Source organism: Sinorhizobium sp. BG8, from assembly GCF_016864555.1.
In the GTDB taxonomy this organism is placed as follows: Bacteria; Pseudomonadota; Alphaproteobacteria; order Rhizobiales; family Rhizobiaceae; genus BG8.
The window spans coordinates 143,929-168,189 of record NZ_CP044011.1 but is presented as its reverse complement, the minus strand read 5'-3'; the positions used below and the strand labels follow the sequence as shown (position 1 = coordinate 168,189).

Sequence of the window (24,261 nt, the reverse complement as noted above, 5' to 3'; positions counted from 1 at the left end):
ACTTTGCCTGTCGGTGCGCGCCGCATCGCGGGGCTGCGCTATGTGACCGACGATCGCCTCGGCGAAGGAACGGTGGGCGCCTTCGCGGTCGCCACCAATTTTCTGCTGAAGGATATCGGCGCCGCGCCCTTCTGGCGCCGGGGCCTGGAAAAGCCGAAGGCGATCAATGCGCAGGCTGCCGAACATGTTCGCAGTTTCGATATTCGCACGCCCGATATTCAAACACCGGTGGGAACGCTTTCGGGCGGCAATATCCAGAAAGTCCTGCTGGCCCGCGAACTGACAGGCGCGGCTGAGGCGGTGATCTTCGCCAAGCCGACTTATGGTCTCGACGTGAAGAATATTCGTGCCACACGCCAGCGCATCCGCGACGCCGCCGATGCCGGCAAGGCGGTCCTGCTGATTTCCACCGATCTCGACGAGCTCCTGGAACTTGCAGACCGGATCACCGTCATCGACAGGGGCAAATTGCTGGGCGCGGTTCAGAATGGAGCAGGAGCGCGCGATGCGATCGGCCGTCTGATGAGTACCGGAGAAGAAGAATGAGCGATCCACAAGCCAACGCCGTCAGCATGGAAAATTCCTCCGGGCGAAGTGTTCTTCCGGCATGGGGCAGGATGCTGGGCGTCAGCCTCGCGCCGCTCGTCGCCGCCCTCGCGCTCGGCGGACTCATTCTTCTGGCGATGGGCGTCAACCCGTTGAGCTACTACGTCTATGTGGTCGAGCGCGCCATTCTGTCGCCTTCCGGCCTGGCGGCGACGCTGACAAGAATGGGACCGTTTCTCCTGATTGCGGCCAGCCTCATTGTCGCGTTCCGGGCGGGTATCTGGAATCTCGGCGGCGATGGGCAGTTCCTGCTGGCAGCCGTCATCGTGGCCGCGACGACCCCTCTGATGTTCGATTCCGGCGTGCCGATCTGGCTCAACCTGCTGATCGGACTGATCGTCGGTGTTGTGATCGGGGCGCTGTGGGGCGTGGTGCCGGCCCTCCTGAAAGCCTGGCACGGCATCAACGAGATCATCACGACGCTCATGATGAGCTTTCTCGGCGTGTCGCTCGCCAATGTGCTGGTCAAGCTCGCCTTCCTCGACCCGGCCACGACGACGCCGCAGACCCGTACGCTGCCGGTGGACGCGCGCCTGCCGAAACTCTTCGACACGACGGTTTCGTCCGGCCTGATCATCGGCCTCGTCGTCATCGTCGCGGTGCATCTGATGATGACGCGCACCTCCTTCGGCATGAAGCTGCGTGTCGTGGGGGCCAACCCGCGCGCCGCGGTTCATGCAGGCCTGTCGGTGCCGAAGCTGACCATAGCGGTGTTCGCCATTTCGGCGGGTCTGGCGGGGCTGTCGGGCGCCGTGGACATTCTGGGCACCCAGGGCAATGTACGCGCCGATTGGAACCCGGCCTACAGCCTGACTGTCGTGCCGCTGGTTTTCCTGGCCCGTCTGAACGGCTTCGGCTCCATCGCCTATGTGTTCCTGTTTTCCGCGCTCACCATCGGTAGCGAGAGCGCCGCCCGGCGGCTCGGGGTGCCGAGCTTTTTCTCGCTCGTCATCGTCGCGCTGCTGCTGATCACCCTGGCGCTCGCGGAATACATGGACAAGCACCGGCAGTACCGGGCAAAGCTCTGAGTAAAAGGTCAGTACATGTCGCTATTCACCGAAAGTTTCGTCATCACTCTGTTTCTCGGAGCAATTGCGGCGGGAACTCCGCTTCTGCTGGCGGGCCTCGGGGAGCAGCTCTCCGAAAAGGCAGGCGTGCTCAACATCGGCCTTGAGGGCATGATTCTCGCTGGAGCCTATGCCGGCTTTCTTGCGGCCTGGGCCAGCGGCTCCGCGGGGCTGGGGTTCATCGGCGGCGCCGCGGGCGGCGCCTTCATTGCAGCCTTCATGGTGCTGTTCTGCGTGCGCCTGGGTCTCAACCAGATCGTGATCGGCATCGCCTTGACCCTTGCGGTGCAGGGTCTCACCGCGCTCCTGCACTTCGTGCAATTTTCCCGCAGCTATCCGCGCCTGGACGGCGTCTCGAAATGGCCGATATGGCCGCTTTCGGAGATCCCCGTCGTCGGGCCCATTCTCTTCAACCACAACCCGATCGTCTATCTGGCGATAGCCTGTGTCGCGCTGTTCGCCTGGATATACCGCATGACCCATCTCGGCTCCGTCCTGCAGGCCGCAGGGGACAAGCCGGCCGCACTTGACGCGATGGGCGTGGACGTTGTGCGCACGCGCAGCATCGCCGTCCTGACGGCAGGCGCGCTGGCGGGGCTCGGCGGCGCATTCATGTCGGTCGCGGTCGCGGGGGTCTTCATCCCGTTCATGAGCCACGGCAACGGTTTCATCGCCATCGTCCTTGCCATGCTGGCGCGCGGTCGTCCGCTCTGGGTCCTCGGAGGAGCCCTCCTGTTCGGCGCGAGCCTTTCGCTGGCCACGGCATTTCAGGTCGCGGGCGTCAACGTGCCAACCGACGTCATTCAGATGCTGCCATTTGCGATGGTGATGTTGGTGTTGCTCGTCGCCGGGCGGAAGGCGAGCCTGCCACAGGCACTTGGCGAGAGCTTTGTGCGTGGTGCGCGCTGACCGGGCAAGATTGCTCCTGCCGGCCGCTGTTGCCTGCCGGCATTGCGGGGAAGTCCAATCGTCCCGGAAATGCCCAAGCGGCGAACCTTACGGCTCGCCGTGGTCAATTCCGATCAGGCCCCGAGACCGCTCCTAGAGCGCGTCGCGGCTGCCCTCGTGATCACGACACACTGCTCGAGTGCTGATCCATAGGCTGGTGTTCTGGCAAGGGGAAGGCGCGCTAGATTCCCGACCCGTCGAGTTCCTCGGCGTCTTCGCCTTCCCAGGGAGCGGGCGTGAAGGCGCGGCCAACCGATGGCATCGGCATCCAGCACCTCAGCTCCGGCTCGGCATATGCAATGATACGGCCTGGGGAGGAATCGGAGGCACGCCAGCCTTCTGCGCCGAACCGATCGCCATTCGACCAATATGCGAGGTCAACTTCCGCCGGCCCCTGTTCGGATGGGCGGATGGTGACGAGGATCCGACTGCCGTCTTTCGGCGCGCTGGCCATGTGGCGCCACCGGTCTGGCTCGTCCATCGTTTCTTCTCCTCCCTTGCTGAGGGTTGGAGTGTCACCTTGCCCTCGAATGCGGTCAACCCAAACTTTGTACAATCCACCGACGCCGGTGGGATCGGCCACTGGTCAAGGGGACGCCCCAAGCATGCTCGGAAGAACTGGCATCCGTACGCCGACACTGCCATAAATGAGCTTCGTCGAGGGAGGTATCACGATGCAGAACACTGCGCCGAACTTCAGCCTTGAGGGCAAGGTGACTTTGGTGACCGGCGCGAGCCGTGGCATCGGTCGGGCTTGCGCACTTGCCTGTGCCGCAGCGGGCTCCGATATTGTCCTGGGCGTCCGCGATGTCGCAGCGTCGGCGGGCCTCGTCGCCGAACTCGAGGGCGCGGGACGAAGAGTTCTTCCCGTCGAACTGGACATTCCCAACAAGGTCCATATCGCGCAAGCCGTCGACGCGGCGCTTGCCACGTTCGGTCGGATCGACGTCCTCGTCAACAATGTCGGGGTGGCTCCGGGCAATCTCGCGGAACTCGTGGAGGAGAAGGACCTCGACGCGATACTCGATGTCAACATCAAGGGCACCTTCCTGATGACGCAGGCGGTTGGCCGTCACATGATCGGGTGCAATGGGGGCCGGATCATCAGCATCAGCTCGCAGGCCGGTACGGTGGCGCTGCGCGGCGAGGCAATCTATTGCATGAGCACGGCGGCTATCAATCATCTCACGCGCTGCCTTGCAGCCGAATGGGCACGCTACAACGTCACCGTGAATACCGTATCGCCGACGTTCATCCACACGGATGGTACAGCCCCTTTTCTATCCGATGCCGACAACCGCAAGGCCACGCTCGATCACATTCCGCTCGGCCGGATCGGGGAAACCGATGATGTGGTGGGTGCGGTCGTCTTCCTTGCTTCACCTGCTGCGAGCCTGATCACCGGCGCGAACCTGCTGGTGGACGGTGGATGGTCCGTCGCCTGAGGCCGGGGCGCAGGCCTTGTGCGCCGCCGCGGGCGGATTGACCGGCCTCAACATGTTCGGATCTACATTCATAGTACTATTTACTAATTAAGATTCTGGTATACCGTCGAGGAGCGATCGGCACCCATGCCACACGTCGCTCGACGACGAGCCCTTGGAGGGGGCGCGCATCCGGCCGGCCGCAAGTCGCGAACGGGCCCTCGCAACCGCGGCCCTCGGGAGGCGTATCATGAAACAGCTGAAACGTAAGAATGCAGCCTTGTTCATTGCCGGGTTGGTGCTGAGTGCGGCACCGTTGGCTGCATCCCATGCCGACGACAAGCCGACACTCGCATTCGTCGTCAACGGCGCGTCCGACTTCTGGAAAGCCGCCGAGGCGGGGGTGAAGAAGGCGCAGGGCGAAATGCCTGACTACATCATGGAGCTGAAGTATCCTGAGCAGGCGGCTGTCGCCATTCAGCAGCGTCTCATGGAGGACCTCGTCAGCGCCGGCGTCAAGGGGATCATGGTTTCCGCCGTCGATCCCAAGACCCAGACGGACGGCCTCAACAAGATCGGTTCGCAGACGGCTCTCTTCACCACCGACAGCGACGCACCGAAGACCAACCGCGTCGCCTATATCGGTTCCTCGAACGTCGACGCCGGCAAGCAGGCCGCCGAGATCGCCAAGAAGGCGATGCCGGATGGCGGCAAGTGCATGGGCTTCGTCGGTCTGCTGGGCGCCGATAATGCCCGCGAACGCATCGAAGGCATGAAGGAGGGGCTCAAGGGCACCAAGATCGAGCTTGTCGATGTCCGCGGTGACGATATCGACCAGACCCGCGCCAAGAAGAACGTCGAGGACGCGCTGGTGGCGAACCCCGACCTGACCTGCATGGTCGGCTTCTACTCCTACAACACCCCGCGCATCTACGAGGCGCTGCGCGACGCAGGCAAACTTGGCCAGATCACCGTCGTCGGCTTTGATGACGACCCGATCACGCTCGGCGGCGTCAAGGAAGGCACTGTCGCCGCGACCGTCGTACAGCAGCCGTTCGAATGGGCCTACCAGGGTATGAAACTCATGGCCGCTTACCTCAAGGGGGACAAGTCAGGCGTTCCCGCCGACGGCCTGATCATCATCCCCACCGTGATCATCGGCAAGGATGACGTGGACAAGTATGCTGCCAACCTGAAGGCCATGGCTGGTAAATAACCTGCCTTCGCGGCGGCGGCACTCGCCGCTGCCGCGAAAGGAGCACGCCGACAGTATTTTGATGGGCAGGCGATGAATCATAGCCCCGACATTCCGTCACCGGACGCGCGCCCAACGCCGTTCCTTTCCCTTTCCGGCGTTGGCAAGACCTATCCAGGCGTCGTTGCCCTCGATGATCTCTCGATGGAGATCGTGCGAGGCGAGGTCATAGGCCTTGTCGGCGAAAACGGGGCTGGAAAATCGACGTTGATGAAAATTCTCGGCGGCGTGATCGCACCCGATCGGGGCACGATCCTGCTGGACGGAGCAGAGCTTCGTTACCTCACTGTAGAATCGAGCATCGCGTCCGGCATCGCCTTCGTGCATCAGGAACTCAATCTCTTTGAGAATCTCGACGTCGCCGCCAATATCTTCCTGGGGCGCGAACCGCTCAAGGCGGGACCTTTCAAGCTCGTCGATCGCGATCGGCTAAGGGACATGGTGAAGCCGCTCCTGAAGCGTGTGGGCGCGCATTTTTCCGCCGACACACCCGTGGCGTCGCTTTCGCTCGCCGAGCAGCAGATGGTGGAAATCGCCAAGGCGCTGTCCATCAACGCGAGGCTCGTCATCTTCGACGAGCCCACTTCCAGCCTCCCACTGGCGGAAACCGAGCGGCTGCTCAGCATCATCAAATCGCTGAAGGCGGATGGAATAAGCGTCATTTTCATCTCGCATCGCCTCCACGAGGTCGAGCGTGTGGCCGACCGGGTCGTCGTACTTCGAGATGGCGCGCTTGTGGGCACGCTCGCCAGGAAGGACATCGGCCACGACCAGATGGTCAAGCTGATGATCGGCCGGGTGCTTGCGGCCCGGACGGCAAAGCCGCAGCGCTTGCCCGGTTCCGTTGCGCTGAAGGCAAGCGGCGTGCGCACTGCGGCCTATCCCGGCCACCCCGTTGATCTTGAAATCAGGTATGGAGAAATCATGGGGCTTGCGGGTCTCGTCGGCTCGGGCCGCACGGAGCTCGCAAGGGTACTCTTCGGCATCGACCGGAGTTACGGCGGAACTGTTCTGCAGGACGGACAGGAAGTGGCGATCCGGTCAGCGCGGGACGCCGTTGCTCGCGGCATTTTCCTCGTGCCGGAGGATCGCAAGCGCAACGGCATTCTTCTCGATTTCCCGATCGCCCAGAACATAAGCCTTGCCGATCTCCCCATGCTCGCCAGCCACTTCATGCTTTCCGCCGAGCGGGAGACGGCGGCGGCCGAGAAGCAGCGTGTTCGCCTCGGCATCAAGGCGCCATCCGTTTCGACCCGCACCGGCACTCTGTCCGGCGGCAACCAGCAGAAGGTGGTGCTTGCCAAATGGCTGTCGATGAGGCCGAAGGTGATGATCTTCGACGAACCGACACGCGGCATCGATATCGGCGCGAAGAACGAGATCTACGGGCTGATGCGGGCGCTTGCCGATGCGGGTGTCGCGATCCTGATGATCTCGAGCGACATGGAAGAGGTGATCGGCGTTTCCGACCGCATTGCCGTGATGCATGAGGGCCAGATCGCCGGTATTCTCGATGAAGACGAGTTCAGTCAGGAAAGCGTGCTTTTGCTTGCCGTCGGCAAACGCGTAAAATAGGCGGCTGCGGCCATATAGTCAGGTATCGGGGAATGGATCTCGAATGATCAAGAAAGATCTCGGACTGCTGATTTTGATCGTCGTCGTCGGCATCGTCGTCGCCATCATAAACCCGCGCTTCCTACTGCCCATCAACCTGGCGAATACCGCCAACCTGATCGGCCTCTTCGGCATCCTGTCAATCGGCCAGGCCTTCGTCATCATTACCGGCGGCATCGAACTTTCCGTGGGTTCGCTCGTCGCGCTTCTCGGCGTGCTGTTCATCGATTTCATCGCGGTCCAGGACATGTCATGGATGCTGGCGCTGCCACTCATCCTGGTGCTCGGCGCGGTTATCGGTGCCATTCACGGCTGGCTGATCACCCGGCTGAACCTGCAACCCTTCGTCGTCACCCTCTGCGGCCTCCTGATCTATCGCGGGGCGGCGCGCTTCTACACGGCCGACGGAACGGCGGGTTTTGCATTCGGCCAAAATTTTCCGGACCTTGAATTCCTGACCGCCGGGCGGTTCTACGGCGTTCCCAATACCTTCATCGCGCTCGTCATCATTTCCGTGGTCATGTGGGTGGTGCTGCATCGCTCCGTCTTTGGGCGATATCTTTACGCAATCGGCAAGAACGAGGAGGCGGCCCGCTATTCCGGTATCCGCACCGGCCGGATGGTGATGTCGGCCTATATTATCTGCGGACTGCTGACGGCGCTTTCGGCGATCTATTTCGCCATGTACACACGCTCGATCTCGCCGGCGAGCCATGGGCAGTTCTATGAACTCTACGCGATTGCCGCCGCCGTGCTCGGCGGCTTTTCGCTGCGCGGCGGCGAGGGATCGATCGTTGGCGTCGTGCTCGGAACGGTGCTGCTCCAGGAGTTGCAGAACCTCGTCAATCTGCTTGGCATCCCCTCGTCGCTGAATTTCGCCGTTATGGGTGGCGTGATCCTCATTGGCGTCCTGATCGACCAGCAATGGAACGCGATCCGCGCGCAGCGTCGCCTCGTCTCCGCCGCCCGGCAGACCGAAACCCGCGCTCCGGACGAGGCGACAGTCCCGGTGGTCGCCAATCACGACTAGCCCGGTGGGTGCGACCAGCGGGTAAGGCAGCTCTCAGCGAACCCTGCAGCTGCTAGTGCGGTGCCGTTGGTTTGCGGTGGTCGCCGGTCTTCCGTGCGGTCGTCTTGCCTTTCTGCCCCCGGGAGAGCTTTTCCATCTCCTTCAGCGCACTTTCGGTGTTGCCCGCCGCACCTTGTTTCTTCGCTTCCCTGAGAACCGACAGGTACTTCAGCGAATGCGTGATCTGCCAGTGCGCGTGAGCGGCCTCGGCGAGCGTATCGATCGGCCAGTCGTGCGTGTCCAGGTATTCTTCTATGATCGGGACCGAGCTCTCGTCCCCACGGCGCGTATGCACCGGAAGACCCAGTGGCGGTAGTCCATCTCTCCCATCATTTCTTCCGTGTAGACACTGGTTCTGAGCGGTTCCTTGCAGAAGCTATGGAGCAGCGGGAGCACGCCCTCGTGAATCGTGTCCTTGAGATAGGGGCGATCGAGAATGAACTGCATGCTCGCAAGGATCCTCGCCTTCAGCGGGACAGGATCCTTGGCCAGCCGGTCGATCAGGAAAGAAAGCGGGAGGTCGGTTGGCGCGAAGTTGAAGAGCGCGTCGATGACGTGGAGGCGAACCCGCCGGCTCCCTGTCGCCTCGTAGAGCGCAACCAGCCGAGGTATCGAGGTGTCGGGCGAGACGATCTCGCGATGATCCCATCCCCAGTCCGCGCAGAGTGCGATCGCCTTTACCGCGTTGCAGATCATCGTGAGCGGGGCGTCAGCATCGAGGCTTTCCTCGAGGACAGGCAGGTAGCTCTCGTCGATGATCAGGGCCAGCAAACCCTCCGGAAGGTTGTCGATCCCGGTGGGCGGCTGATCGAGAAGGTCCCGGATCCGGGCCTCACGTTCCTCGCGGCTGAGCTTTGGACCGGCCGCTTTGCTTTCCGGTTCAACGCCCTCCAAATCGCTTTCATCTTCTTCCCCGTCGGTCATCGCACCCTCCATGTCGTTGTCATCGTCCTCTTCGTCACTATCGGGCGCGCGCGCTGCGAGACCTTCCATCCGCCACCGCTCCAGTTCGTCCGGCTCCTTCTCGCGCACTGTCCTGAAGCCATCCATGAGGTAGCGCCAGAAGCGACCCTCGTTGCCCCCGTCCACGCTTCGGTGCGCAGCCACCATCCCTTCGTAGAGATAGTCCTCGCACTCGAGCACAGAGAAGCGGTTGCGCGTCGCAAGGACACCCGAGACGTATGCGGCGGACCAGGCGAGGGCATCGGGCGACGCCTTCGCCACCTCGTCAAGGATCGCCACCGCTCGCGCACCGAGTGCCTCGAGACGTCGGGGGATTTCCTCGTGCGCACGCTCCCATGGCACTTTCTCCAGCTCGGAGAGGACAGCAGCCACTTCGGAATCGAAGCCGAGGACATCCTGCCGCCATGGCTCGTCGCCCGCGGCGATCGCCCCGTCTGCAATGTCTGCTACCATCACGGCAAGCGTGCCGGCCTGGCCCTTCACCATTTCCGAAGACAGGAAAGTGGTGTCCTGGCGAGACCAGAGCCAGCAGAGGAGCGCGGTCATCATCGGGTGCGCACGTTCGAAGTCCGTGTCTTTGAACGCACCCATGGCTACGAGCTTGCGCGTCACGACCGCCGCGTAGTCGCTTGCCTCGGAGGTATCTTCAAAGCGGTTGGGGTGGCCTGCGACCACGGCGTTCCAGAGGACGTCTTCGACATCCTCCTCGATATCCCGTTGCTCGACCGGCCGGCGCTCTTCCTCCTGTGCCTGTGCCACCGCGAGCTTGATGTCTAGCACCGCGTCGAGCACTCCGGAATCGTCAGGGGGGCCGTGGTGCTGCACCTGCAGCCCCTGCTTTTCCATACGATCCCGGCGCACGGCCGCGCGCATCCTGGTCAAGGCCTGCGCCCAGATCCTGTTACCGTTGTCCACGGCGTCGATATGGGCAATCGCATCGTCGATCCAGCGCCTCGTGTTGCTTTCGTCCGGGACATCCATCGCGTGCGACGCGCGCACGAACCGAAGCATGGCCATGGCGCAGGGATGGTGCAGTTCGTCCGCCAAGGCGATGGCATGGCCGATCTCTTCGATCCGGCCTTCATAGGGGGTCTCGGGCGTGACCTTGGAGAAGCCATTGACGAGATCGAGCGCCGCCCGCTCCCGCGGCCCACCATTCACGATCGCATCGATCAGGTCGGCGTCGTCCAACGTCTTCAGACGCGCCGCTGCATCCCGCCCGTCGAAATAGGCGTCGAGAAACTCGCCCGCGACATCGGGCTCGTCGACGTCCTCCTCACCAAAGATAGAGTGATCGGCATCCCCGAAGAGAATGACGCTTGAAACGAGGGCCGGATGCCACGTCCTCGTCGCCTCCCGGCGCGCCGCAAGAAGGGCCTCGCCCACCGGAAGTTCAAGCGCGTGTTCATAGAATGCAACGGCAACCTCGGCAGACATTTCATCCAGCACCGCTGCGGTGTTGGCCACGACAGCCGGCGCTCCGAGTTCGGCGAGCGTGTAGGCCAGACCCCGTGCCTGTCCGCCGCCGACATATCGCGTGCGGCCGAGCTCGCAGGTATTCAGGTAGACGAAGGGCACGGACCGGCGATGCCGGGCGAGCAGATCGTCGACCGTCAGGCGGTCCTTCGGCGAGAGGACAAGATACTCGGTGCCCACAGCCCATTCGCCGTGGGCCGCAACGTGGACGGCGTCGACCCACGGCAGGCGATCGGTCAGGAAGTCGGCGCCGAGCCGGCTCTCCGAGATCGCGGGCGCATCGACTTTGCGGTCTCGAAGAAGCGTGCCGATGCTTTCCTGTTCCCCCTCAGCGGTCGGCAGGGGACGTTCCGGAATGCCGTGAGGGCCGCCACGATGAGCGCCCGGTTCTTCCGTCTTCGCGCAGACCTCGTGTCGAAGGTGCGTGCCATCTGCCTCAGCGATCCATGCCGGATCACGATGGTCGAGTTCAGAAGATAGTCCTTCCCGTCATGGATCATCTCCCATGGTTCCGACGTGTCGGTGCTGCGAAAATCGGGCGCCACGTGAAGGACATCCGCGCCAGCGATCGCGTTGCGCACGGCCGGTGGAAGCGCCTGCCAGACCGCTTCTGCGGGGCGGCGCACGGGGTCGAAGGCCGACTTGTCCTCCTGCGGGGCCTCAGGCGCATAGACGATGGCGCCGTCGAGGTTTTCGAAAGCCTTCGCCAGAGCAGCGTCCTTTCGCGCCACCTCGATGCCGTCCTCGGTGACGAGTATCAGGAACCCCTCCGTCGGCGTCACGTCGTGCGTGATGACCGCCACAGTCCCGAAGCGTTCGGCAACCCCGTCGACGGTGCGCGACAGCGTGTTTCCGAGCAGTGCAAAGCCTGCGCGCAGTTCCGCGTTCGGCGTTTCGAAGGGTGCCTCGTCCGAAAGCCCGAGAACCGACGGCATGTCGGTCACCCGCAGGAGGTCCAGCAGAACCGACAGGCTCAGCAGATCCTGCTCTGTCTCGACCCTCTCCCGCTCCAACCGCCGGCCCGCCACCGCGGCGATCGCCTCATCAAACTGACTGCGGAACCTGAGATCGCGGAACGCCTCGGGATCCGCCCTCCACGCGGCCTCGAACACAAGGAAAAAGAGATCGCACATCGAGTCCGCGAAATCCTCGTCCTGCGCCGCGACTATCACCTCCCGGGCAAGTTCGCCGATCGCGAGCGCCTTCCCGACCGCCGAGGTGGGGGTTTCAAAGGTCTGTCGGAACGTCGCATTCAGGAGTTCGACCGCCGTGCTCCTGTCGCCTGCGCGTGCGATGCCCCTCGCTTTCGCGATCTTCGTGACGAGTTCCCAGAGAGCGGCGATCGCGGGATCGACCTTGGACTGAGCGAACTTTTCCACGAGAGACCGCAACTCAGGAGCCAGTCCTTCCGACATCGCGCCTACCGTCAACCTGCCGGGGGCCTCCGCCGCTGCGTGGGCGAGGAAGGAGCCGATCTCCACGCTTGTCCCGGGATCAAGCCGCGACAGGGCCGGCAGCATCAGGATCGGGTTGACCGCTGTCCCCAGGCCATAGGTCTGGATCCTCTCCTTCAACTTTGACAGCATGCCCCCATCGGGCGTGTTCGGGTCGGTCCGAAAGATCCCCATCAGCGACCGGACGAAGCTGTCGTTGAACTGATGGAGCGCCATTGCGGCCATGCCGTCGGTCTGGCCGGCCAGCGATCCGTCGTCCTTCGGTCCGAAGATCTGGAGGATCCATGCGTCTGCGATTGCAGAGGTTGCGTTCTGGTCCTCCACGAGCGGCGCAAGCACGGATTCGGCGGCGCGGAAATCTTCGAGCGCCCGCACCTGCTCCCGACCGATTTCCTGGAGCTCGCCGCGCAGCACCAGGGCACGTCCACGAAGGAAGAGCGCCAAGAGGTCGTCCTCGGCCGCCTCCTCCAGGCGATTAAGGGCGCGACCGAGGCTTTGCAGCCCGAGCAGCCGTTCGCCGTCGAGGTTCCGGGCTTCGGCCATGCAGATATGAAGAAGTGCGGCCGGTGCCGGCACCGCTCTCAGCTCTGGCGAAATGATATCGGCGTCCATGCCCGTGCGGACCGCGTCCACGATGACCTCCGGCCACCCGGCATTCCAGTTCGCCATGACGAACTGGGCGGCCAGTTGCCGCGTCTCTGCTGCGTAGGTCGGCGCGCGCTGGAGCAGATGGGCAAGTGACTGAGCCGCGCGTGCGAGCGCTGCGCCATCCTCTCTCCCCGATTGAAAGAACTCTGCGAGTGCTGCGAAGTACTGCTCGACCCAGACCTGTCCGGCTCGGTTCTCAGGATACCGCATGTTTCTGCCTCCTTGTGCCCTGGCAGGAGACGACGGGGGGACGCAACCAGTGCATCGTGATACGGGGAGAGGCGGACACATCGCGAAGCCGCGTCGCCTTTCGAGATCACGTGCCGAACATCCATAGCGGCGCCCCGCGGAGGGATCGGCCGCACGAGAAACTGGCCGTCCGAATTTAGCGATGAAGAGGGAGCCCGATCCCGATGCTACACCCGGAGCTGCACATGACAAAATTCAATCGGCATTGAGCGGCCACCTTTCGCCGCGTATTGTCATGCAAGGCATCGCCGTGCCGTCGATGCGCGTACAGTGGGATGGAGGGCGACCAATGGGCAAGTTCGACAACGACCACCTATTCGTGGAGGCACTGGAGCTGCCGGCGGCGCCGAAACGGTCGACCCGGGGCGGGGGCGAACCGACGGTACTCGATCAACTGAAGTCCGAGAGCGAGCAGGCCATTGTCGTCGGTTCCGACATCATTTCCTTTGCAAAGGGGATTTCGGCGGACCTGAGGGGAGACATCAGCAAGTGCACGCTCCTTTCTCAACTCGCCGCCACGAAGCAGGTGCCCGCGCGTGAAGAGGTGGAGGCGTGGTACAACGTCTACTTCGACACGCTCACCCACCTCGGCTGGGTCGCCCAGGAACGCGGCTTCTCCGAGTACACCGAGAGCGGAGATAATTTCGAAGCACACAAGGCGGTGCTGCAGGTCGCCGCGACCGTGTTCGGACCGGCTGCCGGCGCATATGCCCTGGTGCAGTCAACCCTCTCCGCGATGGCGGACACGAGTGACGAACCGTGGTTCACGCTCTTCCAGCGGGAAAGCCAAGGTGCACGCGCTGGCCGGTTCCAGATATCGGTCGCCGAGCCGGCGGAAGGAGACGCGACAATACTCTCCGTCATGGCCTTCAACCTCGAGGCGCGTTCGAACCTGACCCAGATCCTCTTCTTCAAGTTCCGCTCCTCGGACGTCACCCTCCGGCACTCTTCCGGCAAGGTTTCGGTGGACCGCGAGCAACTTGCTGCCTTGCGGTCGCTCGTGGCGCAAAAGGTGGTCGACTACCAGAAAAGCTACATCGCGGCTCTGACGATCTAGGTCAGAATTCAGCCGAACAACGGCGCATCGGCCTATGACATCGGAAGGCGGGCCGGCAACGTGGCCGGCGCCGCACACTTGATCTTTGATACCTGGTCATCCGGCGAAGGCCAGATTGCCTGCGCTGGATATCCGGCGACTTTCCATATTGCGGAGAAGTTCAATTCCCTGCACCTTGCGCGGGAAAGCATGGATTGATCGATATACAGCGATCGTTCTCGGGAGCTCACACAATGGCAAGCACCAACCGGCCCTATGACGAGTCACTCTTGCGGAAGGCCTTCGAGGTGGCGCGGCGTTCGCGCGAGGGCGGGGACCATCCATTCGGTTCAATTCTCGCCGACAAGGATGGCAATGTCTTGCTGGAACAGTGCAACGGCTACAGTGCAGAAGGTGGCGACCGCACGGCCCACGCGGAGAAGCTTCTCGCCACGCGCGCCGGCAAGGCCTACGATCTGGAGTTTCTTGCCGGATGCACGATGTACACATCCGCGGAGCCATGCGCCATGTGCTCAGGCGCGATCTACTGGGCGGGGATAGGACGCGTCGTGTTTGGCCTGTCCGAGAGCGAGATGAAGCAACTGATAGGCCCAAGCGAGGAAAATCCGACGCTCGATCTCCCCAGCCGTACGGTGTTCGCCGCCGGTCAGCGCCCAACGGAAGTCGTCGGTCCCATGCTTGTGGACGAGGCGGCGGAACTCCACGAAGAATACTGGTCTCGCCGCTAGGTCGTACCGCAAGAGGGCTGCTCTAGCTGAGAGGCCCGCTTTCGGCTTGAAAGCAGGCCAGGTGCATGATCCAGTCATGTCCGTTCGTGAAAGGCGCCTATGCCGGATCAGAAGCGTCCGTCATGACGAGCTTCATTTGCGGCAGCATGTCTCCGTAGACATGAAGGTTGGCATCCGAACGGATCGGAATGGCCCCGCAAAGGCTGCCGGTCGTTACGAACTGGCCGCGTTTCAGTCCGCCCAGGCCATCGTTCGGATTGTTCATGAATGCGATGAGCGGGAGGAGCGGATCCTTTTGGGGATGGGAAGGGGTCCCAGAAAACAGCTCGGCGCTCTGGTCGTCCAGGTGGAGCGACATCCGGGATGCATCTCCTGAAGCCAGCAGGTCGACGAGTTCTGCGGATACTTCCGGCCCGATCACATAGGAATGGTTTCCAAGCCGATCTGCCAGAAAGAGTGGAAACGGCACCTTGTTGCGTTGATCGATGCGGTAATCGATGAGTTCTGCTCCGAGGTGGATCGAGCCGATCTTCCCAAGGGCATCCTCGCGCGAATAGGGACTGCCGGGGAGGGGCGGTGGGACGTCCTCCTTGAGCTGGAAGCAGATCTCGACCTCGATTGCTTTTACTCCAGGCTTGAGGATCTCGACGCGGGCGTCACTGTCGACGAGATATGCATCGAGAATGGGGGCTGCAACCGCGGTGCCCGAGGCACTGATCGCGATCTTCCAGCCGGCAACGCCCTTGCCAATGGCCCTTGTCGCGGCGGCTTGGGCAGCGATCCCCGCCTCGATCGTGTCCGGAACCAGCCCGTCGGACTGCAGGCTGTCAAAGGAAAGCTCGCTACCAAGCCGCTCTGCTTCGCTGAGCTTTTCGGCCAGCACTCCGGTTAAATCAACTCGATCCGTTTCACTCATATCAACACTCCTCGTGCGGCAAGGTTGCGAAGCAGATGGCTTGCTCCGAACGTCCATGGCTCGCAGTCACTGCAGATATTCATCCGGTTGATCAAGCCCCCAATTCTCGAGAGGCAATCGTGACGACGTCGCCTCTGTGATGGGTAAATCCCTGACCCTTTGCGTTCCGGTCCATGGTCGGCGCGAACAGGGTGCCCAGAAAAAGCACGGCGCCATCGGGATACTGGTGGTTCGCCCCGATCAATTGCCTGACGAGTTCTTCGGGATCCCTGCTGATCCTGTCCATGTGTGAGGCGCCCTCGAGGCGGAAGTTGTCTTCTCCGTCGACAGCAAGCGTAACCGTCATCGCGCGGACGTCGTCGAGCGTAAACGTGCTGTCGAAAAGTCTGAGGAAGGGACCAACCACGCAGCTTGCATTGTTGTCCTTGGCCTTGGAAAGCAGCAAGGCCGAACGTCCCTCCACGTCGCGAAGATTGACGTCGTTGCCCAGAGTGGCACCGACGATGCGTCCGTCGGAACTCACGGCAATGACGACCTCAGGCTCGGGGTTGTTCCACGATGACATCGGGTGCAGCCCCGCATCCATGCCGGTACCAATGGACGACATGACCTGTGCCTTCGTAAAGATTTCGGCGTCTGGACCGATGCCCACTTCGAGATACTGGCTCCACAGGCCTTTCTCGATGAGGGCCTTTTTGAGCGCGGCGGCTTGAGCGGAGCCAGGCTTCAGCGCCTGCAACTCGGAGCCGATGATGTCCTGCACTTCCTTGCGGATGCCATCAGCTACCTCGGAGTCGCCTCTCGCACGCTCTTCGATCACGCGCTCGATCATGGAGACGGCGAATGTCACGCCCGCCGCCTTGACCGCCTGCAGGTCCACCGGTGCCAACAGGTGGGGCTTTGCCTTGTCCCTCCCGTCGACCCGGGTATTGGCCAGCAGTTCTTCGATCGTGCAGAGAAACTCGCCCGTCACTCCGGCAAGGCTCGCGGCTGGATCTGCCGTCTCGCAAAGATCGCGAACGGTCGGAAAGCGGTCGGTGAGGTCGTACACACCATCGGGGCGGATTGCGACGACCGAAGGGCCTCCGACGTCCGGCCTCCAGGCGCGGCCGACGAGTGTTCCCGAGCAGCCATCTTCCGGGAGGGTATTGGCGGGGTGAAGAACGGGGGCCATTTGTCTGTCCTTTGAGCAGGCAGTCACAGTGCCGCAGCACCGGTTTCACGCTGCACGAGCGCGGCGTGCGACTGGCAGCCGCGCGGGTGGTGAGACCCTGGCGGCATTTGCCGCAAGGGACGTTTGCGACGGCGACCTGATCGCGATTGCCGCGAGTTTACGCCTGTTGGAAGGCTGTAATGACCTGCCGCTGGCTTCCAAGTCCGTCCACGCCCAGTTCGACGACATCGCCGGCGGACAGGAAGACAGGAGGCTTCATGCCGAGGCCGACGCCCGGCGGCGTTCCCGTGGTCACGACATCGCCAGGCATCAGTTTCATGAAGCGCGTGATGTAGGAGACGAGGTGTGCGATCGAGAAGATCATCTTGCTCGTCGAACCCGTTTGCATGCGCTTTCCGTTGACGTCGAGCCAGAGGCCGAGGTTCTGCACGTCGCCAACCTCTTCCGGGGTGACAAGCCAGGGGCCAAGCGGACCGAATGTGGGGCCGCTCTTGCCCTTGGTCCATTGACCGCCGCGCTCCGTCTGGAATTCGCGCTCGGACACGTCATGGCATACGCAGAAGCCGGCTATGACGGAGAGCGCGTCCTTTTCGCTGACATTGTAGGCCGGCTCGCCGATGACGAAGGCAATCTCCACCTCCCAGTCCGTCTTCTTCGAGTCCTTCAGCAGAAAGACCGGATCGTTGGGGCCCGAGATGCAGGACGTGACCTTGTTGAAGAGCACCGGCTCCTCGGGAATAGGCGTATTCGTTTCCAGGGCATGGTCGATATAGTTCAAGCCGACGGCGACGAAATTGCCGACGTTGCCGACACAGGGGCCGATCCGTACGCCATCCGGAACGACCGGCAGTGAGGCAACGTCAAGGCTTGCAAGACGTTCCCTTCCAGCCCGGGAAAGGACCTCCCCGGAGATATCGGCAACGACGCCCGACAGGTCCCTGATACGTCCGTCCGCGCCGAGCAGTCCGGGGCGTTCCTGGCCGGCTTCGCCGTAACGCAGAAGTTTCATGATGCTTTCCTTTCAAGTTCCGTGTTTTCCGTCGGGAAGTCGACGAGAGAAAATTCCAGGCGGTAGAGACCCTTTTCGATCCCGTCGGTGCCGATCTCGGTGGGAAGGGCACTCATCAGCGCGATCCCCGCGGCATCGATTGCCGCGACGGAAGAGCCCTCGATGAGGATGATCCAGTTCGGAACGCCAACCTGCCGCCCTTTTCGCTCGGCCGTTTCGATCCCGCTGGCTGCGCTGTCGGCAATGCACAGGTGGGCCCCGCTGACGCCCTTGAGGCGGCCGATGGGTTCGAGTTGGGCGACGATGGCCTTCTCAAGCGCCGTACGGCGGTCGAGATCCGCGTCGAAGCGCAGTGTGAGAATGAAGCCGCCGTCGCCGCTTCCACGGGAGTACTCCGTTCCGCAGACCCCACGCACGGTGTTGCGAAAGTCGGCGGTCGATTGCTTGGTCCAGGGGGTCGGCCTGTTGAGGCGTTCCAGATAGGCCGATCCCGTGAGAACCGCGCCGTCGACGGCCTCGTAGAGCGTGAAATATTCCGGGTTGCCGTATTCGGCGACGTAGCGCCGTCCACGCAGAAAGCCCGGAATGGCGACGCGCTCGGGAATGTGCTCGCGATTGTGCCACTCGATGAAATTTTCCCGCCCCTCAGGCAGGATATCATTCCAGATGGCGACGACCGCCTTGCCCAGTAACGCCATGTCTGACACCTCAGTAAGTTGCTCGACCGCCGGACAGGTCGAACACCGCCCCGGTCGAAAAGCTGCATTCGGAAGAGGAGAGCCATGCCACCATGGCTGCCACCTCTGCCGGTTCGAGAAAGCGCCGCATCGGAATGCGGGACAGGATATCGTCCAGCCGGTCCTTGGGCGCGTCGACGCTCATCGCAGTCAAGGACGCGGCCGGCGTGATCGCGTTGACGAGAATGTCCGAGGTTGCCAGCTCCTTGCCGAGGCTCTTCGTGAGCGCCACAAGGCCGGCCTTGGCGGCGCTGTAGGCCGCGGCATTGTGCATGCCTTCCTTGGCCTGGATCGATGCCACGTTGACGATGCGTCCAAACCGGCTTGCCGCGGCGCTTTCCAGCATCAGCGGAACGAGCGAACGGCAGACGAGGAATGCTCCGTAGAGATTGACGTCGAGGATCCTGCGAAACTCTGCCGCGGGTATCTCCCATGTCGGCTGGACTGTCCCGACAACGCCTGCGTTGTTGATGAGAATATCGAGCTTGCCGAAATGCCGACGAATGTCGGCCGCGGCGGCCTCGACGCTTTCCTCCTTCGTCACATCCACGCCGTAGTGAGGAATTCCAGCGAGATCCTGCTGTTGAAGCGCTTCTGGCAGGTCCCACGCGACCACGGTCGCCCCAGACGCCGTGAGGCGTTCGCGAATGGCGGCGCCGAAGCCGCCGGCGGCGCCGGTTAGCACGGCTACCCTGCCGCGAAGATCATATGTCGCCATTGCCTGCATGTTGGTTATCCGAGCTGAGAGTTGCGGCCCGAGCGGTCACGCCCGGGCCCGACAAGGCTTAAGCCCTAGTTCGCTATGAACGCATTGGTGAAGAAGGCGTCCGCAGGCATATCCGTCTTGATATCCTGGTACTCCTTCATGAGATCGAGGGTCTGCTGCCAGTCCGCGAGCGACATTTCACCCAACGGGGCGGAAGCGTTCGTCGGCGAAGCAAGCAGCTTGAGGGAGACATCGAGCTGATCCTTGAGCAGCTTGGCGTCGCCAGTCGGCTTCACCTTGACCGCGGCGGCGACAGCGCTGTCCGGATCGGCCTTGGCCGCTTCGATGGACTTCATGGACGCGGCCACGAAGCGCTTGACGAGATCCTGGTTTTCATCGACCAGGTTCGAGTTGGCGACGATCGTCAGCCCCTGCGTGTTCACACCCAGTTCCGCGAACGAAAAGACCTTCTGCTCCAGCCCTTGTTGTTCAGAACCACAACCTGGTTCTCGAGGCCCGCCAGCGTCCCGTCGGTACGGTTCTGCATGATCGCGATGATCTTGCCCGGCCCGTCGACATTCAGGATGCTGACCTTTGAAGGATCAATGCCATTTTTCTTCCAGATCGCCGGCAGCAGCGCGAGCGATGCCTCGCCGGCCGATGCCGCGACGGACTTGCCCTCCACATCCTTGATGGTGTTCACGCTGGCGTCTGCACGGAATGTGATCGCATAGGGCGACGTGTTCAGGAGCCCGAGAACCGACTTGACCGGCGCACCGCGGGTCGCACCGGCAATGACGCTGCCGCCATCTGCGATGCCGAACGTATCACCGCCCGTCGCAACGGCCTGGACGGTGCGTGCAGAACCCTGTCCCTCGCCAATTTCCAGGTCAATTCCGGCTTCCTTGTAGAAGCCTTTCTCCACCCCGTAGTAGAAGATCGTATGGACGCCGCTCAGAAGAAAATTCAAGCGTAGCGTCACCTTGTCCTCGGCTGCGGCGGACGATGCGCCAGCCGAACCTATCGCGAGCGCAAGCAGACCGCCCGTAACCATTTTCCGCATTACTTTCAGCATTCCAACCTCCCAGGTTAAGTCTTGTTACGTTGGGCTCTTGCCAACGGCGAAGTCGTCACGACGTTGAGACACGTGCCACGGAATAGCCCAGCGCTCGACCAGTTCGACGATGCCGTAGAGCAGCAGTCCGAGCAGGCTGAGGACCACGATGACCGCAAAGGTCATGCTGGTGTTCATGTTTCCGTTGTAGTTGAGCAGCAGGTAGCCAAGCCCGTTGTCCGACGCCACGAACTCGGCGACAACAGCGGCCGTTGCAGAGAGCGCCGCGGCAACCTTGAAGCCCGCGAACAGGGACGGCAGCGCACCGGGAAGCTCGACCTTCCAGAAAACCTTCAGCCGGCTCGCACGGTAGCTCTTCGCCAGGTCGTAGACATCGGGCTCTATGGACTTGAACGCCACGATCGAGTTCACGACGATCGGAAAGAACGACAGCAGGAAGACGAGCAAGACCTTGGATGGCAGGCCGAAGCCGACCCAGATAATGAAGAGCGGCGCAATCGCAATCTTCGGAATGATCTGAAGCACCACGAGAAGGGGATAGAAGACCTGCTCGAATCCCTTCGAGTAGACCACCAGGAGCGCCAGCAGGACCCCATGACCACGGCAACGAGGAAGCCGAGGACCATCGGCTGCAACGTGTAGAGCGAGGCGCTTGCGACAATGCCGAAGTTTGCGACGAGGTCCTCGAAGACCCGGCTGGGCGCCGGCAGGATATACTCCGGCACCGATAGGAGACGCACAGCGATCTCCCAGATGAGTATTGCGCCGCCAAGGCTCGCAAGTGTACGCGTCTGGCCCCGCAAGGCGCCGATCGCTTTCGAAAACATATGATCCTCCCGATGAAAACCGTCGAGGCGTGCCTGACAATTTTTAACTTGGAACACTGTTCCATATGGACTGATGTTCCGTCAAGTGCTATTTACGTCCCAATCGGAGCATTCGCATCGAAAGCGATCAGACGGGAGGAACTGTCTTGAACATTCACAGCACGAAGCCGCGTTATGAGCCTGGTGTAAGACTAGAAGGCGTGAGCAAGCACTTCGGCCACGCGGATTCACCCGTCATCGCCCTCGAAAAGCTGGACCTGACAATCGGAGACGGAGAGTTCGTGGCCATTGTCGGCCCCTCGGGCTGCGGCAAGTCCACGATGATGCGACTGATCTCGCGTCTTTCCCAGGCGAGCACCGGCGAGATCTCGGTGTTCGGCGACGTGTCGAAAGAACCGCCCGCGGGCATGAGCATTGTCTTTCAGAACCACGTCCTGCTCGCGTGGCGCACGATCCTGGACAATGTACTTTTTCCCGCGGAAATGACCGGGAGGAACTGTGAAGAGCTTCGTCCCCATGCCCTGGAGCTATTGGAATCCGTGGGGCTGAAGGATTTTGCGAACCGCTACCCTCATGAGCTGTCAGGCGGCATGAAGCAGCGCGCCTCGATCGCCAGGGCTCTTCTCCTCCAGCCGCGCCTGCTCCTGATGGATGAGCCGTTCGGTGCGCTCGACGCCCTGACGCGCGAACAGATGCGCATCGATCTCGAAGCGTTATGGCTGAAGAACCGGATGACCGTCGTCTTCATTACCCATTCGATCGACGAGGCGGTTCTATTGGCCGATCGGGTGATCGTGATGACGCCGCGTCCCGGCCGCATCGAGAGAGTGCTGGAAATCGAAATGCCGCGGCCGCGCGGACTTGCAGCCCGGCGCGAACCCGAATTCATCGAGAAGTCGGAAGAGATAACGGAGATTTTCCTTTCGCGCGGCATTCTGCAGCGGCACGCATGAACCCTTTCGGATGGAGAGGCTGATGGACAAGATGTTGAGCGCTTCGGGCGGGAGCGTCGAACGCACGATTGCCATGCTCGAACTTCTGGCGCTGGCGGAGGAACCGCTCAAGCTTTCGGAAATCGCGCATCGGCTCGCTATCCCCAAGAGCGCGTCGCATCGGATACTCACTTCGCTGTTGGAAAACGGCTGGGCACGGCAGAGCAATGAAAGTGATTGCTACGCCCTGACCATCCGCATGGCTCTCATCGGCCAGAAGCAACTCGACAGGCTGGAGGTGACGGATCTCAAGCAGCCGATCCTCAACGACCTGGCAGAGCGGACCCGCGAACTGGTCCGCCTGACGGCGGTGCAGAACAACAGTCTGGTGTGGATCGGATCCGCTCGAGGGCGCCGGTCCGGCCTCGTCTTCGAACCGGACATGAGCGCGACGATCGTGCCCTATGCGACCGCCAACGGTAAGATATGGCTCGCCAGCATAGAGCGCGAACTGGCCCTCAGGATTGCCCTGGAAACAGGACTGGGACAGCAGGGACAGAGTGCTGCCGCTGCTGCCATCCGCACGATCGACGCGCTCAACAAGGAGCTCGATGAGACAGCCAGGCAGGGCTATGGCCGTGCCCGCGGAGAGGCGGAAGAAGGTGTGGGGGCAATCGCCGTGGCGGTGAAGCAGGACGACCGGGTGGTCGGAACCATGAGCGTTGCAGCGCCGCTGACGCGATTGACCGACGACAAGGTCTCAGAGATCGTCCCCCTCCTGGAGCGGGCGGCAAGCAACATGGCGATTGCCTGGGAAACGTCCTAGAGCGCGTTGCGGTCAATCGGCCTCATTCTGTAGGTCAAAACCGGGCGCCCGCGGCGACGAAGGGTTTGGCGGTAGCTAGGGGCTCGCGAACCGCTGACGATCGACGCTCTCCAAAGAAATTCCCATCCTGAGAAATGGAATGAAAGCATGCGCATCGCGGTTACCGGAGCGGCCGGATTTCTGGGCAGCAGCGTCTGCACCCGGCTGGCCGGCAGTGGTCATCAGGTGCTCGGGATGGATCGGGCCGGGTCACATTTGCCGGCTGGATGCGAGGCGTCAGCCTGCGACATCTCGGATCACGATGCAGTCCGCGATGCGCTGCAGGCCTTTGCACCACAAGCCGTAATCCACCTGGCAGCACTTCTGACCCTCGAGTCAGGATCCGACATCGTCGCCGCCACGCGCGTCAATGCCCTCGGCACGGCCCATATCTTCGCCGAAGCGCTGGCCGCAGGCGCCTCACGCATCATCTACGCCAGCTCGGTTGCAGCCCTTGGGGGCGCGGACACCAGCTTCGGGGATCGATCGGTACCTCAGCCGGGAAGCGTCTACGGCGCCACAAAAGCATATGGCGAGCATCTGGCGAACTGCGTTGCGCCAAACCATCCCGATACAACGTTCATCGGTCTGCGTTACGGGTATGTCTACGGGCCGGGCCGAGCCCGGGGCTGGCGAGAAATGCAGGAGATGGTGGAAGCCGCGCACCGCGGGGACACCGAGATCGTCTTTCCCGACTATCCCGACCCCGTCGACTGGACCTGGGTGGAAGACGCCACGGACGTCACGGTGCGCATGCTCGATGCGGAGATTGCCGGAAGCAGAGTCTTCAACGTCGTCGGTGACAAGCGCAGGATGCGCGATGCCGCCCAGCTTCTCGCCGCTCGCTACCCTGCCGCGCGACTTATCCCGAAGGCTGCCGTCACGCCTCCCTCGGCATGGGGGTTCTGGAATGACGGCCTGAAGTCCGCAATCGGGATTGAGCCGAAGACGACAATGGAGCAGGGCATCGACCTCTGCCTGCGCTTCCTGGATGACGGCCTGCTGGCGTCGCCTGCATCAACACCTGCGACAGCAGCCGACCGTCACAAGGACGGGCCTGGTCCAAGCTTCTAGGTGGACGCACTCATCCCGCCTGCAACGCTGCTTTTGCGCGTTGTTGCTTGTTGAATTCGGGAGAGGCGGGGACTGGATCAAGATGACCGTTGCAAGGTTCGGTCAACTGAGCCCTGCACAGTCAAACTCACGAAAGATCAATCAAATGCGCAGGGCCCCGAACGGTTCTGGCCGCCGGGGCTTCTTACGTCAGGACCGTGCGCCACAGACGCAGACCGCTGCCGCGCGGAGAGCTTGAGCCGCTAGGCCAACTTTGGTCCAGCAGAGCTGATAGTCGCTTTAGTGCTGAGTTGTCATCTGGCAAATTCAGATTATTATTCAGGGTAGTCAATGTTATCGCAGTCTGAAAATTGTTCAATTACTGTTGTTTTTTCGTCCTTTGCTGAAA

General features: G+C 62.2%; 21 protein-coding genes and 2 pseudogenes. 12 read left to right on the top strand and 11 right to left on the bottom strand.

Annotated features, from left to right (window positions below):
* Nucleotides 1–3 precede the first annotated feature (3 nt).
* The 3 genes from F3Y30_RS26110 to F3Y30_RS00790 are packed head-to-tail and all read left to right on the top strand — an operon-like array spanning nt 4 to nt 2,582.
* On the top strand, nt 4–546 hold the full coding sequence (locus tag F3Y30_RS26110) for a hypothetical protein (RefSeq protein ID WP_246752830.1): 543 nt from the start codon (nt 4–6) through the stop codon (nt 544–546).
* The gene (locus F3Y30_RS00795) at nt 543–1,634 is read left to right on the top strand and encodes an ABC transporter permease (RefSeq protein ID WP_203424711.1); all 1,092 of its coding nucleotides are present in this window, start codon (nt 543–545) and stop codon (nt 1,632–1,634) included. Before F3Y30_RS26110 ends, F3Y30_RS00795 begins: the two co-directional genes overlap by 4 nt.
* 15 nt (nt 1,635–1,649) lie before the next feature.
* Entirely contained in the window at nt 1,650–2,582 is a 933-nt protein-coding gene (locus tag F3Y30_RS00790) for an ABC transporter permease (RefSeq protein ID WP_203424710.1), read from the top strand.
* Between the two features lie 220 nt (nt 2,583–2,802).
* Here the strand turns inward: F3Y30_RS00790 and F3Y30_RS00785 are convergent, their stop codons facing one another.
* A complete protein-coding gene (locus F3Y30_RS00785; RefSeq protein WP_203424709.1) occupies nt 2,803–3,102 on the bottom strand; it encodes a hypothetical protein in 300 nt (99 codons plus the stop codon).
* A 193-nt stretch (nt 3,103–3,295) separates the two neighbouring features.
* Here F3Y30_RS00785 and F3Y30_RS00780 point away from each other — a divergent pair, with 193 nt between their 5' ends.
* The 4 genes from F3Y30_RS00780 (at nt 3,296) to F3Y30_RS00765 (ending at nt 7,944) form a co-directional block, all read left to right on the top strand.
* Nucleotides 3,296–4,066, top strand: coding sequence for a glucose 1-dehydrogenase (locus tag F3Y30_RS00780; RefSeq protein WP_203424708.1), 771 nt, complete (start codon nt 3,296–3,298; stop codon nt 4,064–4,066).
* A 229-nt stretch (nt 4,067–4,295) separates the two neighbouring features.
* Nucleotides 4,296–5,261 carry a sugar-binding protein gene (locus F3Y30_RS00775; protein WP_203424707.1) on the top strand — a complete coding sequence of 322 codons (966 nt, stop codon included), beginning with the start codon at nt 4,296–4,298 and terminating at the stop codon, nt 5,259–5,261.
* A gap of 72 nt (nt 5,262–5,333) precedes the next feature.
* Nucleotides 5,334–6,875, top strand: coding sequence for a sugar ABC transporter ATP-binding protein (locus tag F3Y30_RS00770; protein ID WP_203424706.1), 1,542 nt, complete (start codon nt 5,334–5,336; stop codon nt 6,873–6,875).
* Between the two features lie 43 nt (nt 6,876–6,918).
* Entirely contained in the window at nt 6,919–7,944 is a 1,026-nt protein-coding gene (locus F3Y30_RS00765; protein WP_203424705.1) for an ABC transporter permease, read from the top strand.
* A 52-nt stretch (nt 7,945–7,996) separates the two neighbouring features.
* Here the strand turns inward: F3Y30_RS00765 and F3Y30_RS00760 are convergent, their stop codons facing one another.
* Genes F3Y30_RS00760 through F3Y30_RS26105 form a run of 3 tightly spaced genes read right to left on the bottom strand, consistent with a single transcriptional unit; the run spans nt 7,997 to nt 12,734 of the window.
* Nucleotides 7,997–8,278 (bottom strand): hypothetical protein, encoded by a 282-nt coding sequence (locus tag F3Y30_RS00760; RefSeq protein WP_203424704.1) that lies wholly within the window; start codon nt 8,276–8,278, stop codon nt 7,997–7,999.
* Complete coding sequence (locus F3Y30_RS00755) at nt 8,236–10,734, bottom strand: CHAT domain-containing protein (RefSeq protein WP_246753009.1); 2,499 nt, start codon at nt 10,732–10,734, stop codon at nt 8,236–8,238. Before F3Y30_RS00755 ends, F3Y30_RS00760 begins: the two co-directional genes overlap by 43 nt.
* A complete protein-coding gene (locus F3Y30_RS26105) occupies nt 10,659–12,734 on the bottom strand; it encodes a hypothetical protein (RefSeq protein ID WP_246752829.1) in 2,076 nt (691 codons plus the stop codon). Before F3Y30_RS26105 ends, F3Y30_RS00755 begins: the two co-directional genes overlap by 76 nt.
* Before the next feature lie 328 nt (nt 12,735–13,062).
* On the opposite strand from F3Y30_RS26105, the gene F3Y30_RS00750 reads away from it, so the two are divergent.
* Nucleotides 13,063–13,830 (top strand): hypothetical protein, encoded by a 768-nt coding sequence (locus F3Y30_RS00750; protein ID WP_203424703.1) that lies wholly within the window; start codon nt 13,063–13,065, stop codon nt 13,828–13,830.
* Between the two features lie 233 nt (nt 13,831–14,063).
* The gene (locus F3Y30_RS00745) at nt 14,064–14,558 is read left to right on the top strand and encodes a nucleoside deaminase (RefSeq protein ID WP_203424702.1); all 495 of its coding nucleotides are present in this window, start codon (nt 14,064–14,066) and stop codon (nt 14,556–14,558) included.
* A 97-nt stretch (nt 14,559–14,655) separates the two neighbouring features.
* Here F3Y30_RS00745 and F3Y30_RS00740 read toward each other — a convergent pair whose 3' ends face one another.
* The 7 genes and pseudogenes from F3Y30_RS00740 to F3Y30_RS00710 all read right to left on the bottom strand — a co-directional run bounded on the left by F3Y30_RS00740 (nt 14,656) and on the right by F3Y30_RS00710 (nt 20,748).
* Nucleotides 14,656–15,474, bottom strand: coding sequence for a 2-keto-4-pentenoate hydratase (locus tag F3Y30_RS00740; protein ID WP_203424701.1), 819 nt, complete (start codon nt 15,472–15,474; stop codon nt 14,656–14,658).
* A pseudogene (locus F3Y30_RS00735) lies at nt 15,471–16,648 on the bottom strand (fumarylacetoacetate hydrolase family protein). The gene F3Y30_RS00740 and the pseudogene F3Y30_RS00735 overlap by 4 nt, the downstream one beginning before the upstream one ends.
* Nucleotides 16,649–16,805: 157 nt before the next feature.
* Nucleotides 16,806–17,657, bottom strand: coding sequence for a fumarylacetoacetate hydrolase family protein (locus F3Y30_RS00730; RefSeq protein WP_203424700.1), 852 nt, complete (start codon nt 17,655–17,657; stop codon nt 16,806–16,808).
* Complete coding sequence (locus tag F3Y30_RS00725; RefSeq protein ID WP_203424699.1) at nt 17,654–18,355, bottom strand: DUF4286 family protein; 702 nt, start codon at nt 18,353–18,355, stop codon at nt 17,654–17,656. Before F3Y30_RS00725 ends, F3Y30_RS00730 begins: the two co-directional genes overlap by 4 nt.
* A gap of 10 nt (nt 18,356–18,365) precedes the next feature.
* The gene (locus F3Y30_RS00720; protein WP_203426427.1) at nt 18,366–19,112 is read right to left on the bottom strand and encodes an SDR family oxidoreductase; all 747 of its coding nucleotides are present in this window, start codon (nt 19,110–19,112) and stop codon (nt 18,366–18,368) included.
* A gap of 74 nt (nt 19,113–19,186) precedes the next feature.
* Nucleotides 19,187–20,154, bottom strand: a pseudogene (locus tag F3Y30_RS00715) (ABC transporter substrate-binding protein).
* 45 nt (nt 20,155–20,199) lie between these two features.
* A complete protein-coding gene (locus F3Y30_RS00710; RefSeq protein ID WP_246752828.1) occupies nt 20,200–20,748 on the bottom strand; it encodes an ABC transporter permease subunit in 549 nt (182 codons plus the stop codon).
* Between the two features lie 454 nt (nt 20,749–21,202).
* Here F3Y30_RS00710 and F3Y30_RS00705 point away from each other — a divergent pair, with 454 nt between their 5' ends.
* The 3 genes from F3Y30_RS00705 to F3Y30_RS00695 all read left to right on the top strand — a co-directional run bounded on the left by F3Y30_RS00705 (nt 21,203) and on the right by F3Y30_RS00695 (nt 23,873).
* The gene (locus F3Y30_RS00705) at nt 21,203–21,955 is read left to right on the top strand and encodes an ABC transporter ATP-binding protein (protein WP_246752827.1); all 753 of its coding nucleotides are present in this window, start codon (nt 21,203–21,205) and stop codon (nt 21,953–21,955) included.
* A gap of 22 nt (nt 21,956–21,977) precedes the next feature.
* Nucleotides 21,978–22,760 (top strand): IclR family transcriptional regulator, encoded by a 783-nt coding sequence (locus F3Y30_RS00700; protein WP_203424697.1) that lies wholly within the window; start codon nt 21,978–21,980, stop codon nt 22,758–22,760.
* A gap of 147 nt (nt 22,761–22,907) precedes the next feature.
* Complete coding sequence (locus tag F3Y30_RS00695) at nt 22,908–23,873, top strand: NAD(P)-dependent oxidoreductase (protein WP_203424696.1); 966 nt, start codon at nt 22,908–22,910, stop codon at nt 23,871–23,873.
* The last annotated feature ends 388 nt before the right edge of the window (nt 23,874–24,261 follow it).

Bases quoted from the DNA above. Each gene is read 5' to 3' on its own strand.
- F3Y30_RS00795 (WP_203424711.1), top strand. From the start codon at position 543: ATGAGCGATCCACAAGCCAACGCCGTCAGCATGGAAAATTCCTCCGGG.
- F3Y30_RS00790 (WP_203424710.1), top strand. From the start codon at position 1,650: ATGTCGCTATTCACCGAAAGTTTCGTCATCACTCTGTTTCTCGGAGCA.
- F3Y30_RS00785 (WP_203424709.1), bottom strand. From the start codon at position 3,102: ATGGACGAGCCAGACCGGTGGCGCCACATGGCCAGCGCGCCGAAAGAC.
- F3Y30_RS00780 (WP_203424708.1), top strand. From the start codon at position 3,296: ATGCAGAACACTGCGCCGAACTTCAGCCTTGAGGGCAAGGTGACTTTG.
- F3Y30_RS00775 (WP_203424707.1), top strand. From the start codon at position 4,296: ATGAAACAGCTGAAACGTAAGAATGCAGCCTTGTTCATTGCCGGGTTG.
- F3Y30_RS00770 (WP_203424706.1), top strand. From the start codon at position 5,334: ATGAATCATAGCCCCGACATTCCGTCACCGGACGCGCGCCCAACGCCG.
- F3Y30_RS00765 (WP_203424705.1), top strand. From the start codon at position 6,919: ATGATCAAGAAAGATCTCGGACTGCTGATTTTGATCGTCGTCGTCGGC.
- F3Y30_RS26105 (WP_246752829.1), bottom strand. From the start codon at position 12,734: ATGCGGTATCCTGAGAACCGAGCCGGACAGGTCTGGGTCGAGCAGTAC.
- F3Y30_RS00750 (WP_203424703.1), top strand. From the start codon at position 13,063: ATGGGCAAGTTCGACAACGACCACCTATTCGTGGAGGCACTGGAGCTG.
- F3Y30_RS00745 (WP_203424702.1), top strand. From the start codon at position 14,064: ATGGCAAGCACCAACCGGCCCTATGACGAGTCACTCTTGCGGAAGGCC.
- F3Y30_RS00740 (WP_203424701.1), bottom strand. From the start codon at position 15,474: ATGAGTGAAACGGATCGAGTTGATTTAACCGGAGTGCTGGCCGAAAAG.
- F3Y30_RS00730 (WP_203424700.1), bottom strand. From the start codon at position 17,657: ATGAAACTTCTGCGTTACGGCGAAGCCGGCCAGGAACGCCCCGGACTG.
- F3Y30_RS00725 (WP_203424699.1), bottom strand. From the start codon at position 18,355: ATGGCGTTACTGGGCAAGGCGGTCGTCGCCATCTGGAATGATATCCTG.
- F3Y30_RS00720 (WP_203426427.1), bottom strand. From the start codon at position 19,112: ATGGCGACATATGATCTTCGCGGCAGGGTAGCCGTGCTAACCGGCGCC.
- F3Y30_RS00700 (WP_203424697.1), top strand. From the start codon at position 21,978: ATGGACAAGATGTTGAGCGCTTCGGGCGGGAGCGTCGAACGCACGATT.
- F3Y30_RS00695 (WP_203424696.1), top strand. From the start codon at position 22,908: ATGCGCATCGCGGTTACCGGAGCGGCCGGATTTCTGGGCAGCAGCGTC.